At 37.9% G+C, this 17,841-nt stretch carries 18 protein-coding genes; 4 read left to right on the plus strand and 14 right to left on the minus strand.

Going from position 1 to position 17,841, the window contains the following annotated elements:
- Positions 1 to 72: 72 nt before the first annotated feature.
- The 4 genes from KHA93_RS12750 to KHA93_RS12765 form a co-directional block, all read right to left on the minus strand.
- Positions 73 to 1,347, minus strand: a complete 1,275-nt coding sequence (locus tag KHA93_RS12750; RefSeq protein WP_213111072.1) for an ABC transporter substrate-binding protein — start codon at positions 1,345 to 1,347, stop codon at positions 73 to 75.
- Positions 1,348 to 1,502: 155 nt separating this feature from the next.
- The gene (locus KHA93_RS12755) at positions 1,503 to 2,420 is read right to left on the minus strand and encodes an ArsR/SmtB family transcription factor (RefSeq protein WP_213111073.1); all 918 of its coding nucleotides are present in this window, start codon (positions 2,418 to 2,420) and stop codon (positions 1,503 to 1,505) included.
- A gap of 74 nt (positions 2,421 to 2,494) precedes the next feature.
- A complete protein-coding gene (locus tag KHA93_RS12760; RefSeq protein ID WP_213111074.1) occupies positions 2,495 to 3,445 on the minus strand; it encodes a glycoside hydrolase family 43 protein in 951 nt (316 codons plus the stop codon).
- A 6-nt stretch (positions 3,446 to 3,451) separates the two neighbouring features.
- Entirely contained in the window at positions 3,452 to 4,501 is a 1,050-nt protein-coding gene (locus KHA93_RS12765) for an aldose epimerase family protein (protein ID WP_213111075.1), read from the minus strand.
- Positions 4,502 to 4,682: 181 nt separating this feature from the next.
- Here KHA93_RS12765 and KHA93_RS12770 point away from each other — a divergent pair, with 181 nt between their 5' ends.
- Positions 4,683 to 5,813 carry a GntR family transcriptional regulator gene (locus KHA93_RS12770; RefSeq protein WP_213111076.1) on the plus strand — a complete coding sequence of 377 codons (1,131 nt, stop codon included), beginning with the start codon at positions 4,683 to 4,685 and terminating at the stop codon, positions 5,811 to 5,813.
- A 73-nt stretch (positions 5,814 to 5,886) separates the two neighbouring features.
- Here KHA93_RS12770 and KHA93_RS12775 read toward each other — a convergent pair whose 3' ends face one another.
- The 5 genes from KHA93_RS12775 to KHA93_RS12795 form a co-directional block, all read right to left on the minus strand.
- Positions 5,887 to 6,321, minus strand: a complete 435-nt coding sequence (locus tag KHA93_RS12775; RefSeq protein ID WP_213111077.1) for a DUF4870 domain-containing protein — start codon at positions 6,319 to 6,321, stop codon at positions 5,887 to 5,889.
- Positions 6,322 to 6,440: 119 nt separating this feature from the next.
- Complete coding sequence (locus tag KHA93_RS12780; RefSeq protein WP_213111078.1) at positions 6,441 to 6,614, minus strand: hypothetical protein; 174 nt, start codon at positions 6,612 to 6,614, stop codon at positions 6,441 to 6,443.
- A 95-nt stretch (positions 6,615 to 6,709) separates the two neighbouring features.
- Positions 6,710 to 8,452, minus strand: a complete 1,743-nt coding sequence (locus KHA93_RS12785) for a phospho-sugar mutase (RefSeq protein ID WP_213111079.1) — start codon at positions 8,450 to 8,452, stop codon at positions 6,710 to 6,712.
- Between the two features lie 17 nt (positions 8,453 to 8,469).
- The gene (locus tag KHA93_RS12790) at positions 8,470 to 8,979 is read right to left on the minus strand and encodes a P-loop nucleotide/nucleoside kinase family protein (protein ID WP_213111080.1); all 510 of its coding nucleotides are present in this window, start codon (positions 8,977 to 8,979) and stop codon (positions 8,470 to 8,472) included.
- Between the two features lie 156 nt (positions 8,980 to 9,135).
- Entirely contained in the window at positions 9,136 to 9,996 is an 861-nt protein-coding gene (locus KHA93_RS12795) for an AraC family transcriptional regulator (RefSeq protein ID WP_213111081.1), read from the minus strand.
- A 129-nt stretch (positions 9,997 to 10,125) separates the two neighbouring features.
- Between KHA93_RS12795 and KHA93_RS12800 the strand changes: the two genes are divergently transcribed.
- Positions 10,126 to 10,905 carry a phytanoyl-CoA dioxygenase family protein gene (locus KHA93_RS12800; RefSeq protein WP_213111082.1) on the plus strand — a complete coding sequence of 260 codons (780 nt, stop codon included), beginning with the start codon at positions 10,126 to 10,128 and terminating at the stop codon, positions 10,903 to 10,905.
- Positions 10,906 to 10,962: 57 nt separating this feature from the next.
- Here the strand turns inward: KHA93_RS12800 and KHA93_RS12805 are convergent, their stop codons facing one another.
- Complete coding sequence (locus KHA93_RS12805) at positions 10,963 to 13,008, minus strand: GxGYxYP domain-containing protein (protein ID WP_213111083.1); 2,046 nt, start codon at positions 13,006 to 13,008, stop codon at positions 10,963 to 10,965.
- Between the two features lie 161 nt (positions 13,009 to 13,169).
- On the opposite strand from KHA93_RS12805, the gene KHA93_RS12810 reads away from it, so the two are divergent.
- Positions 13,170 to 13,523 (plus strand): AraC family ligand binding domain-containing protein, encoded by a 354-nt coding sequence (locus tag KHA93_RS12810; protein ID WP_233711147.1) that lies wholly within the window; start codon positions 13,170 to 13,172, stop codon positions 13,521 to 13,523.
- A 208-nt stretch (positions 13,524 to 13,731) separates the two neighbouring features.
- On the opposite strand, the gene KHA93_RS12815 is transcribed toward KHA93_RS12810, so the two are convergent.
- Positions 13,732 to 13,896, minus strand: coding sequence for a hypothetical protein (locus tag KHA93_RS12815; protein WP_213111084.1), 165 nt, complete (start codon positions 13,894 to 13,896; stop codon positions 13,732 to 13,734).
- A 170-nt stretch (positions 13,897 to 14,066) separates the two neighbouring features.
- Here KHA93_RS12815 and KHA93_RS12820 point away from each other — a divergent pair, with 170 nt between their 5' ends.
- On the plus strand, positions 14,067 to 14,603 hold the full coding sequence (locus KHA93_RS12820; protein WP_213111085.1) for an HXXEE domain-containing protein: 537 nt from the start codon (positions 14,067 to 14,069) through the stop codon (positions 14,601 to 14,603).
- A gap of 203 nt (positions 14,604 to 14,806) precedes the next feature.
- On the opposite strand, the gene KHA93_RS12825 is transcribed toward KHA93_RS12820, so the two are convergent.
- The 3 genes from KHA93_RS12825 to KHA93_RS12835 form a co-directional block, all read right to left on the minus strand.
- A complete protein-coding gene (locus tag KHA93_RS12825) occupies positions 14,807 to 15,892 on the minus strand; it encodes a Gfo/Idh/MocA family protein (protein WP_213111086.1) in 1,086 nt (361 codons plus the stop codon).
- A 77-nt stretch (positions 15,893 to 15,969) separates the two neighbouring features.
- Positions 15,970 to 16,848, minus strand: coding sequence for a sugar phosphate isomerase/epimerase family protein (locus tag KHA93_RS12830; protein ID WP_213111087.1), 879 nt, complete (start codon positions 16,846 to 16,848; stop codon positions 15,970 to 15,972).
- 158 nt (positions 16,849 to 17,006) lie between these two features.
- The gene (locus KHA93_RS12835) at positions 17,007 to 17,840 is read right to left on the minus strand and encodes a carbohydrate ABC transporter permease (protein ID WP_213111088.1); all 834 of its coding nucleotides are present in this window, start codon (positions 17,838 to 17,840) and stop codon (positions 17,007 to 17,009) included.
- Position 17,841 lies beyond the last annotated feature (1 nt).

Below are 17,841 nucleotides of genomic sequence, written 5' to 3' on the forward strand. Positions count from 1 at the left end.
GCACCGCAAGAAGGCTAACAAGCGAGCGTTTTCCAAAAGCCAAAAGCTCCAAGCTTGTCAGGGAAGTGAAAATTATTTACTCAACAACTCGGCTATTTCAGATTCCATTTTATTAAATGCTTCTTCTGGGGTTGCTTTATTTGCCCAAATCGTATCTAGATTGCGAATAATGATATCTTTAATTGGCCAAACCTTATTCGACTGTTTCGGAAATGCTACTTGTTGGGCTGCTTTTTCATAGTCACTTCGATAAGGTAAATTTTTAAATTCAGCAGACTCTACTACACTCGTTTTACTCGGGATATGACCAGCTCGTGTCCAAATTTGACCGTGATCAGCAATAAAATCTGCAAATCGCAATGCTGCTTGCGCTTTGTCTGTATCCTCTTTCTTTTGCACTGGAAGGAAAATCGTATGGGAATCTCCCCATGTTGCTGGTGTATTATAAAGAGTTGGTAGTGGAATTACGCCAAAATCCAAACCGTCCGTTTTTTCAAAGGTCCCTGTTGCCCATACTCCAGTAATAATCGTCGCTGCATTTCCCGTTTGAAAAGGTTGATAAAAATCTTCCATGTTCAAAGGAATGACCTTATCCTTGTAATAAAGATCCTTCATAAAGTTGGCTGCTTCTATCGCCTTTTCTTTATCAATTTGAGGAGATGTTAAATCATCAGACACAACATCATGAGCACCAAGCTGATGATAGAGCGCCCACCACAACCTAAAAGGATCATCGCCAGCAGTTGGGAAGGCAAAAGTTGTTAACTTAGAATTATTTGCTTTTAGCGTATTCATAAAATCACTAAAGCCCTTTGCACCGCTCTCTATTTTCGGCATCCCATTCTCATCTAGTAACCCAGCTGCCCCCAAATGTTTTTTATTATAGTAAAAAACGATTGGATGTGTATCGATAGGAACTGCATAATGTTTGCCATCAAAAATGGTAGCATCCAAAATATTCTTGTTGTAAGAATCCCAATCCAGCTTGATGGAATCTGCAAGTGGATCTAATTCCGTAGCCAAACCTTGATCAACAATTTCAGGCAACTTAGAAGTATGGGAAATCCCGATATCCGGCCCTTTACCAGCAGCAACCGCCGTAACTAATTTCGTATAATACTCTGCCCATTCTAACGTAACCGTTTCTACTTCAATGTCTGATTGGGAATTATTGAATTCATTTATCATTTCTTTCATGAAGTCTCCGTCCCCACCAGAGAATAAATCCCACATCACTAACTTAATTTTCCCATTAGATTTACTTCCGGAGCTGCTACTTTGGCAACCGACTAATAAAGCTAAAACGATAATACTAGAGAGAAATATTGACCAGACCCTCTTTTTCATGTTTGCCTCCCTCTTTTCTGAAGTAAAATCTTCCTGTCCCTGCTTTTAACATATCTATTACAAAATTACTTGTAATATTTCAGATTTTCTGTAATAAAAAGTGACAAAAAAAGACCAATTCCTTTTAACTAGGAATTGATCTTTCGAATCGTTCATTATTTAATTTGGGAATATTTTATCTTCATAATAATCCCTTGCTCGTAATTTCCGAATTTCGAGCCAAATAAGTTGATGCCTCCTTGGTTGTTAGCGTCTTGTTTTACACCTAATTTCAAGGAGATAAACGGTTTTTCTTGCAGCTTTAGTTCATCAATGGTAGTTGAGGAAATTTTCACCCCATCAATAAAGCTTCCTTCTTTATTGATTTTCCAGTATTTCAATACCCCAAATTGAGTATTATGTATTTCCCACCAACTTGGCGTTAAGAAGCCCCTTTCGCCACCAAAATCACCTGGACTTGTCCAAAAACCAATTTCCGTATCATTGATCCAACACGTGATGTCTGACGGCCAATCCTCATTATGATACGGAGCCTCTGAACATAACTCAACCGAAAAACTAAGCTCATCGACATTCGTCCCATATGGAATTCTGTTTGGAAAATGATATTCGATAAATCCGGATCTAAACCAAACAAGCTGCGCATTCTTTCGATCGGGTTCAAAAAATGAACGCTGATCATCAATGATATGAATGATGCCATCCTTGCTTAGAAGACCACACGTAGGCTCTACCTCACAGTTTACATACTCCCCAACCTCAAGTTCATATGTAATGATGTCTTCTAGTATAGCCGCTTGCTCCTCTAAATCTATAATGATCCGATCATATCGTTTGGAGCTTACCTTTTGATTCCCTCTGCCCGGAACGATTTCAGTAGTGATTAAACCAGCATTTTCTAAAATTTTTATATTAGCGGCTGCCGTTGAAAAAGGGATATTTAATAATTCAGATATATCGTTTACATTTTTCGGACCACTCGTCAGTTGGCGAATGATCTCCATTCTATTTTCATTTGCTAAAGCTTTGGAAACCTCCAGAGCTTCTTGTAAAGTTAATTGTAATGTTCTCAAGCGTTATTCCTCTCATTCACTCTAATGACTATTCTTTTATTATTACAATTAAACTTGTTTTTTTCAATCTATCCTTATTCAGAATCCGCCTCAGGAATTCCGAAATTTGGAGTACCATCTTCATTCCACGTAAACACCTTCGCTCGAGCATGACGATTCGGATCCCAAAGCGGGTCACCGTCTATCTCCTTATAGTTACGTGCATGATAAATTAAAACATCGTGTTTACCATCCTCTGAAACTGTAAAACTATTATGTCCTGGTCCGTATTGACTAGTTTCTTCATTCGTTTTAAAAACGGGTTCATTTGCCTTTGTCCAAGATGCAGAATCTAATAGATCACTATCCTCGTCAGCCCATAAAAGACCCATACAATAGTTATGGTCTGTCGCACTTGCAGAATAAGATATAAAGATTTTTCCATTTCTTTTTAAAACAGCTGCTCCTTCATTCACTAAAAAGCCAATCACTTCCCACGGATATTCCGGCTTTGAGATCATCACTTGAGGAGAGCTCAACGTCCATTGATTCTCCATTTTAGCGATATACAAATTGGAATTACCATCAATATTCGGATCCTTCTGTGCCCACACATAATATCGCTCGCCTCTATGTTCAAATGTGGTGGCATCCAATGAAAATGATTCCCAATCTGTTTTTATCTGACCTTTTTCAATCCATTCCCCTTCAAGAGGGTTGGCGGATGCATTTTCAAGGACGTACATCCGATGATCAAATATTTGATCTGCTCTCGCTGCCGCAAAGTGAATAAACCACTTTCCATCTACAAAATGGATTTCTGGCGCCCAAATATTCGCACTCATCGGACCACTTTCATGCTTTTTCCAAACCGTAACAGGTTCCGCCTCACTTAAGCCTTCAAGTGTCTTTGCTCTTCTCACTTCAATTCGGTCATAAGCAGGAACTGACCCCGTGAAATAATAATAACCGTCCGTATGTTTATACACCCATGGGTCTGCCCGCTGTTCAACCAAAGGGTTTTTGTATTTGAGCAGCGTTTCCATCATCATTCACTCCACTATTCCAAATTTAAAGGTGGTGACTGAAGTATATGGCTTATCTTTTTCTAATACCCATGAAGGAAAATTTTCGTGATGAACGGCATCCGGCAAACCTTGCGTTTCTAAGCAAATACCGAGGTGTTTCCGAGGCTGTACACCATAAATTTCGTCATCTCCGGCAAGCTGATTGGACGTATACACAACTACTCCCACTGCATCTGTTTCTACGATCATTTGACGTCCACTTTCTGAATCTCTTAATACGATTTCCTCGTTTCGGTTCTCACTCAACACAAATGGATGGTCATATCCACCGCCAGCAAGCTTGTTTTGTGGGTGCTCCGAATCCGCTCCACTTCTAATGGAACGCCCTTGACGAAAATCAAATGGCGTACCTTCTACATCAGCATATTCCCCTGTTGGCAATAAATTTTCCTGAAGCTCAAGATACTGATCACTCTTTAATGTAAGCTCATGATCAAGTATGTCGCACTTTAAATCACCGCTTAAATTAAAATAAGAATGATTCGTTACATTTAAAAGAGTCGTTTCGTCAGAAATCCCTTCATATTGAATCTTTAATTCATTATTGTTATTTAGCGTATATGTAACATCCATTTTTAAATTTCCAGGATAGCCTTCTTCACCGTCTGGGCTTATAAAAGAAAATTTCACACTTACTTCATCTGACTTTTCTTCCGTTTTAGCATCCCAAATCACTTTGTCAAAACCTTTTATCCCGCCATGAAGATGGTTATTATTTTCATTTTTAGCAAGGGAGTATGTTTTTCCGTTTAGCGTAAATTCCGCTCCACCAATTCTTCCTGCCACTCTTCCGACAATACTGCCAAAAAATGCGGTATTATTTAAGTATCCTTCTAGTTGATCATATCCTAAAACAATATTTTCAAATTCTCCATTTCGATTTGGAGTGATGATTTTCGTAATCGTGCATCCATAGTCCAGGAATGTTACTTTTACACCATGATCATTCTCCAAAGAAAATGCATTTACAGTATTGTTTCCAAGTTTTCCAAATTGTTCTTTCGTTATATTCATTGGGTCTCCACCTTTCATTCTTCTATTGTCATCATAGTCTCGATGTACGTACATGTCAATTTCAAACTTCCTTCATTAATACTGAATTTAAAAACATACAATTTCGTTTCTAAATCGTGTATAATGGGTATAATTGTACGAATAACTATTTAAAAACGAACAACTTGAAAGCAGGGATTTTATGGGGAAGCCCGCAAAGTATGTGATGGTCATTGATACAATAAAAGAATGGATCGCAAATGGCGATGTCAAACCTGGTGAAAAAATATATTCTGAAAATGAACTCGCAAAGATGTTCAATGTCAGCAGACATACGATTCGACAAGCTGTAGGTGAACTCGTCCATGAAGGACTACTATATAGGGAACAAGGCGCCGGAACATTTTGCACAAGTCCAGCAGAAACATCAAATATTTCCAGTCAACCCGCTGCTATTTCTGGGAAAAATATCGGAATCATTACGACCTATATTTCAGACTACATTTTCCCAGCCATCATTAGAGGAATGGAATCCTATCTCACATCAAAAGGCTATTCACTTATTATATCCAGTACTGATAATGATATAGATAAAGAAAAGCAATGTCTCGAAGCGATGCTAAGTCGAAACGTCGACGGTCTCATTATTGAACCTTCAAAAAGTAGCGGATACAATCCGAACATTCATTATTATCTTGAGCTTGAACAGAAAAACATTCCGTATTTAATGATTAACCAATACTATTCGCAGTTAAATCCTCCTTATATGATTCTCGATGATGAAAAAGGCGGCTTTATTGCGACAGAACATCTAATTAACGAAGGTCATGATAAAATCATAGGCATTTTCAAAACTGACGATATGCAAGGCGTCTATCGGATGAAAGGCTTTATCCGTGCTTTTCGTGAGCATAAAATTCCATTTTTAAATGATACGATCATTTCCTATTCGACGGAAGATTTGACGAATGGCCTCGAAGATAAAGTAAAAGCAGTGTTAGCTGATCCAAAAAGAATACCAACTGGAATTGTTTGCTATAACGACGAAATCGCACTAAGGGTCAGCAACGTCTTGAGAGAAGAAGGCTTAAGTGTCCCAGACGACATCTCTATTGTCGGTTACGATAATTCATCGCTAGCAGAAGCTTCAGAAATTAAACTGACATCTGTCAACCATCCAAAAACCAGAATGGGACTGGATGCAGCAAAGTGGATCGTCGATACTGTTGAGAATAATGGAAAATCAGATAAAAAACACATTACGTATGAACCAGAACTCGTTGTCAGAAGCTCTACAAAAACGATAGGTAAAAAAGAAGCATTACGTTCGTAAAGCAGGAGCTCCTTTTCGAGGAGCTCCTTTTTTAAAGAAAAAGATCCCTCTATAAGGGGATCTCTATAAAAATTCACTTTAATTGTTTGTCGGACAATTCTCCAAGGATAGGAAGCTTATAATACTTGCCTTGATATGCTTGATACATCAAGAAGATCCATAATATTAACATGACTGGGGTTAATATGAGACTCAATAACCAGCCGATAATGGGAATCACCGTAAGCACAATGTTGAGTACAAAGAACACAATCGATAGTGCAATGGATTGTACCGCGTGGAAACGAATGAACCTATTTTCTTTTTCAATTAATAAAAATACGATTCCACCTACAAACCAGAATAAATAACATAATAAGCCCGCAACATTTTCTGACAATCCTGTAGAAGCAACTTTATCATCCTGCTTTGACTTTTGCTGTGATTTCGGTTCTTCATTGAAGTCTTTAAAAATCGGTTCAATTTTTCTTTTTTTCTCTTCTGTTCCGTCAAATTTCTTATCAGCCATCCGCCCTCCTCCTTCCGCACTTAATCACTGTTATTTTATTCACGAAAAACAAGAATAGATTACATTTTTCAAAAAATAAACGTGAATGAAGTTCAATTGGATAAAGAAAGGTCATTACCTCAAGAATATGTCTGATTATAGTATGGAGATAGATATGCTAAAAATGTTTGAACGGGAATAGATGGTGCTTGAACTGGAATTGGAGGCACTTGAACGAGAATTGGCGATTCCTGAACGGGAATTGGAGCTACTCGAACGAGAATAGGCGATGCTTGAACGGGAATTGGAGCCACTCGAAAGGGAATAGGAAATTATTTACATCATATTACCATCGAAAGTCTTACAAAAAAGCCAACTCCCTAACAACATAGAGAATTGGCTTCTTAACTTAATTTTTCACTAAACGATCAACAAGCGCCATCACATCATTTTCAAGTCCTGCTATCTTTTTCGCGCTATCTTCCATTGATTCGCCTTTTACAGCAAAATAAAATTTCGCTTTCGGCTCAGTTCCTGAAGGTCTTAAGCAGAACCATGATCCATCTGCCAGTTTGAATTTTAATACGTTTGATTTCGGTAGCTCAATCGCAGTCTTAGTGCCAGACGCCACATCTAAACTTTCGCTCGTTTCATAATCCTCGATCGCTGCAACGGCAATTCCGTTCACTTCTTTTGGAGGATCATTTCTGAACGTTTCTAAAATCCCTGCAATTTGCTCCGCCCCATCTTTTCCTTTTAACGTGAGCGAACGCAGTGATTCTTTATAGTATCCGTATTTTTCAAACAGTTCAATTAAACCATCATACAACGATTTTCCTTGCATTTTATAGTATGCCGCCACTTCTGCAGCAAAAACAGCTGTCTGAACTGCATCTTTATCACGGACAAAATCGCCGATTAAATATCCATAGCTTTCTTCATATCCAAATAAAAAGGTATGGTTCCCTGTTTCTTCGAATTCCTTAATTTTTTCACCAATAAACTTAAAGCCTGTCAATGTATCCATCGATTCGATACCGAAACTTTCAGCAATAGCTCGCCCGATCTCTGAGGTCACGATAGTTTTTATCACAACTCCATTTTCCGGAAGAGTTCCGTTAGCGCGTTTCTGCTCAAGAATGTAGTGCGTCATCAATGCACCCACTTGGTTACCTGTCAATACTTCATATTGTCCGCTCTGATTTTTCACAGCGACACCTAAACGGTCTGCATCCGGATCTGTTCCTAACAACACATCGGCGTTCACTTCTTTACCATAACGAATCGCTATCTCAAATGCAGCATGCTCTTCAGGATTTGGTGATGCGACTGTTGAAAAATTGGCATCTGGAAGCTCCTGCTCTTTTACAACCGTAACATTTTCAAATCCAAATGCTCGCAATCCATCACGAACCGGATGATTAGCAGTTCCATGCAGTGGAGTAAATACGATAGCTAAATCCTTGCCAATACTCTTTACTGCTTCCTCGTTAAGATGGATCGATTTCATCGCTTCAATATAAGCTCGATCTACTTTTTCACCTATATAAGTTAGCAGCTCTTTTTGTAATAGTTCCTTTTCATCCGCGACTTCAATTTTCAACTCACTGCCGGCATTTTGCACGTAACGAATAATAATATCCGCTTCTAAAGGTGGTAGCTGCCCGCCATCCTCACCATACATTTTTAACCCATTGTACTCTGGTGGATTATGACTTGCCGTAATGACTACTCCTGCATATGCATGTAAATAACGAACAGCAAAGGAAAGAAGCGGAGTTGGACGTAATTGTTCAAACACATATGCTTTTACTCCATGTTTTCCTACTGTTTTTGCCACTTCAAGCGCAAACTCAGGAGACATATGGCGAGAATCATAGGCGATCACGACTCCACGCGCCATTTTTTCCTCACCTTGCTCAACCATAAAACGCGCCAAGCCTTCAGCTGCTTTTCGAACTGTATATATATTCATTCGATTGGTACCAGGACCTATCTCCCCGCGCATACCACCCGTTCCAAACTCTAATTCCTTATAAAAACTATCCTCAAGCAGCTTTTCATTCTCCTGATTAGCTACTAATGTTTCTCTCAAATTTGTATCAAGTGCCTCAAATTCAAGCCACTCATTCATCTTTGTCTTCCAAGACATTGTGCTTGTCACCATCCTTAAATTGTCAGTTCAAATTTTTTTTGTTCTATTATATCTTTTACAATATCAGCTGTTTTTTTATTCGTTGTATCATATAAAAACGGCTCATTAAATGGATTTTCATTTTCCAACTGATTAAGTAAAAAAAGCGAACGGTCAACCATATATGTATCTCCGCGATTTGTAATGCGTTCAATCAATGTGTCCTTGTCCGCTCGAAGAACAACATATTTAAACTTTATTTCCAAATGGGAAAAATATGTGCAAAACCACTCTAATTCATCTTCCACAACAAAGTCAATCACGACGTTAAGCTTATGCTGCAAAAGATTTTTCGTCACATCTACAAGGTTTTTCCATGCGATCCACAGCCGTTCCTCCCACGGAAGCATCGAATGATCATGATAAAAATGCAAAAGATGATCTCCTTCTACAAGCGCACAATTCGGAACAAGCTTCGAAATTTCTCGAGAAACTGTAGATTTCCCTACGCCGCATGGTCCGGAAATGATGTAAATGTATTGCAAATGAGATGCACCTCCGAAGCTATCTTTATATTAATAAGCATAATGTAGTTCCAATTATAACATGTAAATATGACGATTTGGGGTCACTAGATGCGTATTTCTAACCAACAATTATGGTTTAACATGACACCTAAGTACAACTGAGTATTTCCTCTTTTATCTATATTTTTTCCTAAACTCACCTGGCGGTTCCCCTACTTCTGTCTTGAAAACTCTAGTAAAATAATGAACAGAAGCAAATCCCGTTTCGTCAGCAACTTCTTTAACGGACAGGTCTGTTGTTGATAATAATTCTGTTGCTTTTTTTATTCGTTCATTCTTGATATAACTTGTACAACTTTCACCTAATTCGGTCGAAAATAACCTAGATAAATGGCGGGAAGAAATATGTAAATAACTTGCAAGATCATTTAGCTGCAAAGGCTGGGATAGGTTGTCTTTTATATAAAGTTTTGCTCGGTGTAAATAGGAAGCACCTCTCTCAAGCAGCGGCACATTTCGATCCTCTTTTTTTATAAAAGTTTGTGATAGGGAGACGAGTAGTGAATACGCTAACGCAGCATTTACCTCAGCTCGAAAAGTTTGATGATAATTAGATTGTAATAATAATGAATGCCATAAATGAATGGCGGGTGTTTGATCATCCGCCTTGTGAATATAGTTTTCTGTATGAATAAGTTCGTGATATTGCTGAATTGCAATATCACTCGATTCTGATTCGATTATTTCAAAAGCGACGAAAATAAGATCCAGCCCCGTTTGGCTTTTTATCTGATGCCAAATCTCTGGCCTTGATAAAAATAATGTGCCTTTCGTCAATCGATTTTCGACTCCCTGATCCACATAAAAGCCTTCACCATCAATTACATAACATATTTCAAAAAATGAATGTTTGTGCAAAGGGTTATCAAAATGAGTAGGATTTATTCCCCAATAATGCACGAAAAAAGAAAAATGCTCCCCGGAAAGTTTTGTTACATGCTGATTTAGAAAAGCTTCCCCTTGCGCTAAAGACATTCTTCATCCCTCCATGTCCTATTTTTACAAAAAGATGGCTGATTATCATAAAGATTTGATGACGTGATTTTCCTATAATTTGAATAGAACATTAATAAAGAAGATTCGAATAATAAGGAGGTAATTGATTTGATAGTAGCAAGGGATGTGGAATTTTACAAAGAAAATGGGTATCTGCTCGTAAAAAATGTTTTTAATCATCAAGAAGTAGAAGAAATGAGAAATGCTATTGATAAAATTCTCCAAAGAGCTGCAGATGCTAGTAAAGATGCCAACCACACATGGCAAGGAGATTATATTCCTGAGGAAGAATTGAAAAAACTCGTTTTAAAAGGTTTCCATGATGTACATTATCACGATGCATCTTTTACAAAAGCCGTCGCTCATCCTAACATGGTTTCTATCCTATCACAGTTGATTGGACCAAATGTGCAACTGCACCATTCCAAAATGCTTGTCAAACCTCCAGAAAAAGGCGCTGCTTTTCCAATGCATCAAGACCATCCTTATTTTCCACACGAAAAACATACCGTTCTTGCCGCCAGCGTACATTTAGATGATGCCGACGAGCAAAACGGCTGTATCAATGTATTGCCCGGATCCCATCAGGCGGGACCGATAGAGCATATTGGCAGCTATTATTTGGATCCTAAGGAATATCCAATTGAATCAGGAGTTGCCTGCCCTGCTAGAGCAGGTGATGTGCTATTTTTTAACTATTTAACGATTCATGGTTCTAAACCTAATTTAAGTGAACGCACACGCAGAAATGTTCTATTCGAATATCGAGATCCTGCCGATCTGCCAACGAAAGACGTACACGTAAATTGGGGGCAAGGATTAATGATTTGTGGCGAAAACCCTAGATTCCGTGAATATCGCCCGGAATATCAACTCACAAAGATATAATTGCAAAGAAAAAGATGCATTCCCACTAAGGTTGCATCTTTTTCTTGTTGTTGAATCCTATTTTTTAGGCAATCCATTCGCCTCACGAACAAGATCAAAATACTGATCTCCACGGACCACTTCAAATTCAGGTCCAAGCGATTTAGCTATTTCTTCAATGTCAGATGGATTTATGGACCATGCTAGCATTCCCATTGCTATAAATAGCGGAGACTTGCCATCCCATTTGGAAGTTGCCTTCGCTATTTCTTCTTTTGCTTGCCCAATGCTACTAGAGGAAAGCAAGATGGATTGTGGCAATTTACCATTTAAAATAGTAGTTTCCGTATGATTATCCCAACCAATAAACATGCCTTTCGGATTAACAAAATCTATATAATTCTGTGCCTTCAAGTCTGATAACAATACATCTTTACCATCAACACGGTTAAGTGCGTAAATAATATCCATTCCAGTTTTCTTCATATACTTACCAGTTTGTTTTGCATAAATATGGAACGTGTCGTCTGGCCAAGGTGTAGGATAAATATATCCAGCACCCGATGGACCTGCAACTAATAAATCATTTTCCGTAGCAGTCTGTTGATAGTACCCGAGAATGGAAGGAGCAACATCGTACAGAAGCGGACTTGTTGTCCAGTTAATCGGAACACTTCCTCTTCGTTTGTTGTCCCATAAAAATCTCATATGATGCTGGTTGTATTGTAAATTATCACCCTCACCAAGTGTAAAAGTAATATAAATTTTATTATCCAGCTTTGGAGCTTTCATAGGTTTTTGTTTTACGATTTTCCCTTTAGCACCTGAAAATACGGTCATATTATTAAACCAATCAGCTGCAAGCACATATACTCCATGCTTTGATACAATTTCAGTTCCACTAAACTCCCCTGCCACATCATTTCCGAACCATCCTAAATAAGGCGTGTTTGGTTCAACATCTGATAAAATTTTCTCAAATAATACCTTTTCTTCTGGAATATTGGATTCGAGCCAGAATACCATTGCACGGTTAGCAATAGCATAGTCTCTTAAAAAGCCATATGGCTCTTTTTGTCCTGATGCCAAAGGTTTATCATTCGAAACTGATACCTTAAACTGATTCCACATATCAAGGGAAACAATAAGTTCTTGAGTATTCTCCGGTGCTTTAAATTCATATACAAAGTAACTACCACCATCTGCCCATCTATGACCATCGAATCGCTCATCAGAATTCGATTCATCTCGATCATATAGATAAGGCACTTCTCCTTCCGTCCCAGGAATAAATTGAGCAATGATTTTCCCATCCGCTTTAACTGTTACCTCATGTACGGCCGGTCCCCATCCATCGCCCGGAAAGGCATCTTGAAAACGAAGATAAACCGCTTCTTTTCCTAAATAATCCGACAAATCAAGATTATAAACATCTCGATTAGAGCTATCTCTTAACTCTTTTTTCTCTTCAAGGATCGTTTTAAAAGATTTAAAATTATCATTTGGAAGAGGTATATTTTTTGTTGGATCCAATCCAATTAACATACGATGTGTCGTTTTCGACCAAAGATTGTCGTACTGCCATTGATAGGCATCTAATCCATCTTTGAACTTCCCGCGGAAATCTTTAATTACTTTGAATTTATATGGTTTCTCGGAAAGCTTTTCAGCAAGTTCCGGACTTGCTACAAGAGCATTTTCTAAACCTGCCAACGTAGTAGCAACATTAATAGAATCGGGTACCTCTGGGTCATAGATGATAATCCCCGACACTTCATTTTTATACTTCAATACAAGATCCCATGGTTTTTCAACCATTGTATAAGGAACATCCAAATCATTTAACCAAGTATATTTTCCTTCACCAAATTTATCCTCGTATAGATAAATCCGTGGCCGCTCACGATTCACGTTTCCTTGCAATGAAGCAAAAAGAATTTTCTCTTCGCCAGAATTTTTTTGTATGTCAATAACATCAAGATGTTTAGGTTTTGAGAATGTAGGTAATGCCTGGCTAGTCGGCCATTTAATTTTACCTTCTGAATTTGGACTCTGTGCGTAAATAGTACTTCCTGAAAACATTAAAAATACAGTTAAACTTATCAAAAATAGTTTACGGATCATTTTATCCTCCTTCATTCTGATTAGTTTAAAGACTAGGAGACTTTACTACACAATCCTTATTCGCATATATAAATGTAAGCAACACCTCCTTAAAATTAAAGGGATATTAAAAAAGGTATCGAATATTCAAATAAATAAACGTAATTTTTGGAGTGAAATTGATGTCAAAGGTTTTAAAAATCCCTATAAATACTCCGATAGAATTCATTTCCGGTGGACATTTTATTTCCGAAAAACCTTGGATTCATACGAAAAGAAATATTGATAGTTTTGAAATTATCATTGGAACTAATAAAACCCTTTATATTGAGCAAAATGGAGCGAAATATGAAGTAAACCCCGGGGATGTACTTGTTATACTCCCCCATATAGAACATAAAGGATTCGCTTTAGGGGAAGAAAACTTATCTTTTTATTGGTTCCACTTTTACTGTCCAGCTAATTATGAAATCATAGAAGAAGCAACGATGAAGAAGGAGGTTTCCTTAAAAAGTCGATCTGACATTTGTATTTAAAGATTACCTAACGATGACGAACGAAAGTATTAAAGAAATTGCTTACAGGATTGGTTTTCAAGACGAAAAATATTGTATGAAACTGTTTAAAATGTAAGAGAGAATGACATCCACCGATTACAGAATCTCTTATTAACGCACAAAAACGAATAACCACTAATAAAAGAGATAGAAGTTTTAGAGCAAAGCGCCTATCAATCTTGTTACCCTATTCTTCCCTAATCCAAACCACCATTTCTCCCGGCCCCCTATTTCTCCACGAAAAATAAGGAATTGCCTTCACCTCGATTGGAGCTTTTTCATTATGGGAGGTAACGTATAATTGTTCGTTATCTGATGGATTAATTTCAAGTACAAAAATTACTATCGCCAAAAATACTAGACTTACTATATTTCTATTAAGTACAATTTGCGACAGGATTTTTTAATAATCTCTGCTAATATATTGATATTCAACAAAAACGTATCTTTATTAGGACTTCGTAGGTCAACTAAACGTGAGCTAATAAAAAATAGGAAAGGTTCTTAAAACGGTGAGATATTATGGAACAATGGCTAAATGTTCAAACACTTATTTGGCTATTTCCGATTATATTTATTCTTCATGATTTTGAAGAAATCGTAATGATAGAAAAGTGGATGAAAAATCATACTAATATCATTTATGAGAAATTACCAAGAAAAATGGCAAATAGAGTTATCAAACAATTTTCAATGTCAACAGCACAATTTTCTGTTTCAGTGTTGGTTATTTTTCTATTCGTTAGTTTTTCTACTTATATGGCTAGCCAATATGTTAATCATCATTCACTTGCCAACATTCATTTCTTTACTGTTTCGATCATGGTTTTCTTTCTTCATATATTTACTCATATTGGTCAGTCTATCTTGTTCCGTTCCATTACTCCTGGTGTGATTACTTCAATATTTATCGTTTTTCCTTATTGCATAGTGTTGTTTAACTCATTAATGACCAACCGAATTATATCTTGGAATACAATATTTGCTAGCCTTCCATATGTAATATTGATTATCCCTATTGTTCTAATTGCTCATTGGATTGGTAAAAAAGCCGTATAAAAAACCGCAAAGCCAAAAAGGAATTGTAAGTAAAGATCAAACGAAACTGATCACATAAAAAAATCCCTGTAGGATTATAATCTACAAGGATCACGATTAAATCTTCATATTCGATTCTAGCAGAAGCACTGCCATTATTTGCAAAATAGTTAATTCAACAAAAATCGGGCAGTGCATGTACACCACCCGATTTTTACAAAGAATTAAACTTCCGGAATCACTATCTCCACTTCTCTACCAAGCTCAGAAGATCTTAAAATACCATCAATGATCGCTTGATTGATCAAGATTTCCTCACCTGGGATTGGAGCTGTTTTTCCTTCCTGAATCGCTACAACAAAAGCACGGACTTTTTCGTAGAAAATATTAAGATTGTGTTGTTGTACAGGGATTGGGCTTTCTGTATGGTGGCCTTGTATGTCATGGAATAACGTGATTGAACCGATACCACCATCCCATACGCCGCTCCATGGACCGCTTCCTGCTGGTGTTAGTTTTAATCCAGCATCTGTTCCTAAGAATAGTGTAGGTCCAAGGGAATCCATATGCATCGCCCATGAAATTTTAAAATTAAGAACCTTTCCGCCCTCTAATCGCACAAGCGCTACTCCGAAGTCTTCTACTTCAAATCTTTCAGCTTGTGAATGGTATGTAGGGTTCGTTCCAAAATGGTTAGATGTAAAAGCAGATACACTTAAAGGTTTTGGATAGCCTAGGGCATTTAAAGCTAGATCAAGAGAGTAGCAGCCTATATCTGCCATCGCTCCTGCACCCGCTAGTTCTTTATTAATGAACGTTCCTCCAGGCATACCACGTCTGCGACCACCACCTGTTTGAACATAATACACATTCCCCAGTTGGCCAGATTGAACGATTTGTTTTACAGCTTGCATATTCGGATCATATCTTGGCTGGAATCCTACTGATAAAATTTTATCCGCCTTTTTACCAGCTTGCACCATTTCGACACCTTGCTCTAATGTAACCGCAAGCGGTTTTTCCACTAATACGTGTTTGCCAGCATTTAGAGCATCAACACTTGTCCGGTGATGTGCCACGTTTGGAGTACATACGCTCACACCATCTAAGTCCAATTCCAATAATTCTAAATGGCTGTCAAAAGCTTTCGCCCCTGTCAAACCAAGTCTTTCAATAAACTCGGCAGCCTTACCAGGAATGACATCCGCAACAGCCACAATTTCAACTTCCGGCATTTGCATATACGATCTTGCATGTGCTTGTGCAATTCCACCGCTACCGATAATTCCGATTTTAACCGTCTTCGTCATAATATCCTCCTCGTTCGACCTTTCGGGTGTTAGTTCCAAATTTATAATCCTGCATTCCAACACTTTAGCAAAAAGTTTTACTTAAAAATTCTTTCCAAGTTTTCTTTCGCTTTTATAATGCCTTGCTGTTCTTTTTCAAGAGTACCCCAGTAACGATGATCCTCTAACTCAATACTAATTGGACCATTATAGCCAAGCTTATCTAGGCGAACAGCGACTTTCTCCCATTCAACTGCACCATGACCTGGAATTGTATATCTCCATGAACCTTCTGAGAAACCATATTTTGCTCCAAACGTTGCTGGTAGAATACCAACATTATAGAGCTCATCCGTCAAGATTTCTGTATCCTTTCCATGACAGTAGTTTACTTTATCACCAAACTCCGTTAAAAAGCGCAAATAATCAACGCCTAAGCGAACGAGATGTGAAGGGTCATAGTTCAAACCAAAATGTTTAGATGGAATCACTTCAAACATCGCGCGCAACATTTCCGGTGTACATCCGATCGTCGGATAATGAGGCGCTGGTCCTGGCCAACCTTCCAAAGCAAAGTAAACGCCTGCTTGTTCCGCATGCTTCACGATTTCCGGGAAAGTTTCTTTCCAAATGTCAAAGCTCTTAGAACGTGATTGTGTAACATCTGTTGGTCCAAGACAAATAAAGACTGTTTTTCCACCGATTTGAGAGATTTCACTGATTTGATTTTTCAGTGCATCAACTGCCTCTCCACGTACTTTCTCATCAGCACTCAACAAGTTGGTCAATCCTACAGCGCCAACACCATCAATCGATCCAACTTCCAAACCAGCACTTTCCAAAGTACTTTTTACTTCTTCGTTATAATATGGGACATCAATGACATCTATTCCGGCACTTTTGGCCCAATCCGCAAGTTTTTCCATTCCTAATGCGCCAAGCTTTGGCGGAATACGCATACCTATTTGAAAAGCCATCCAACAAACCTCCATTTTTCTAAACTAGTATAATAATTTTTGCTACTGGAGCTTGCTTACTGTGAAAGGTTCGAAAACCTAGTCTGCACCTTTCACATCAATCAATAGCAACAATAAGCTGTAAATATTCCAAGCCTTATTATTCTATTAACCTAATATTATTTAATTCCACTAAATGTAATCCCTTGAATAAACGTCTTTTGCATAAAGAAGAACATGACAATAATCGGCAATGTCATCATCGTTGAAACTGCCATCATCATTCCCCACTCAGTTCCCATTTGGTTTTGGAACTGTTGAAGTCCTAATGACAATGTGTATTGCGTTTCATCTGTTAAATATAGCAAAGGACCAAGGAAATCTGTCCAGCTGCCCATGAATTGGAAGAGACCAACCGCAAGTAATGCAGGCTTCGCTAATGGCAGCATGATTTGTAAATAAATCCGTAATTCTGAAGCACCGTCAATTTTCGCCGAATCTCTTAACGTATCTGGAAGTCCTAAGAAAAACTGACGTAACAAGAATATGTAAAACGGAGCTCCAAAAAAGGCAGGAATAATTAATGGAAGCGGCGTTCCAACCCATCCGATTTTATTGAACAACAAGAACAATGGAATCATCGTCACTTGTCCTGGGATCATCATGACAGCGATCGTAATGATGAAGAATGTATTTCGTCCCTTCCACCGAAGTTTCGCAAAGCTATACGCCACTAAAGGACACGAAACAATGATACCTATTGTACTAAAAATCGTAATGACGACCGTATTTTTCAAATAAGTAAAAAACGGGATATACGACATCGCTTCGATATAATTTTGAAAACGAAATGGTTTTGGAATCCATTCAGGCGGAAATGAATAAATTTGTGTGATCGGTTTCAATGAAGTCGACACCAGCCAAATGAATGGAATAATGAAAAAGATGGACGCAATGATCAAAATTACATGTGCTAACGAATATTGAATTCTTTTTTTGACAATCGGTTGCATT

It is taken from the genome of Lederbergia citrisecunda, from assembly GCF_018343695.1.
Classification (GTDB): domain Bacteria; phylum Bacillota; class Bacilli; order Bacillales; family Bacillaceae_C; genus Lederbergia; species Lederbergia citrisecunda.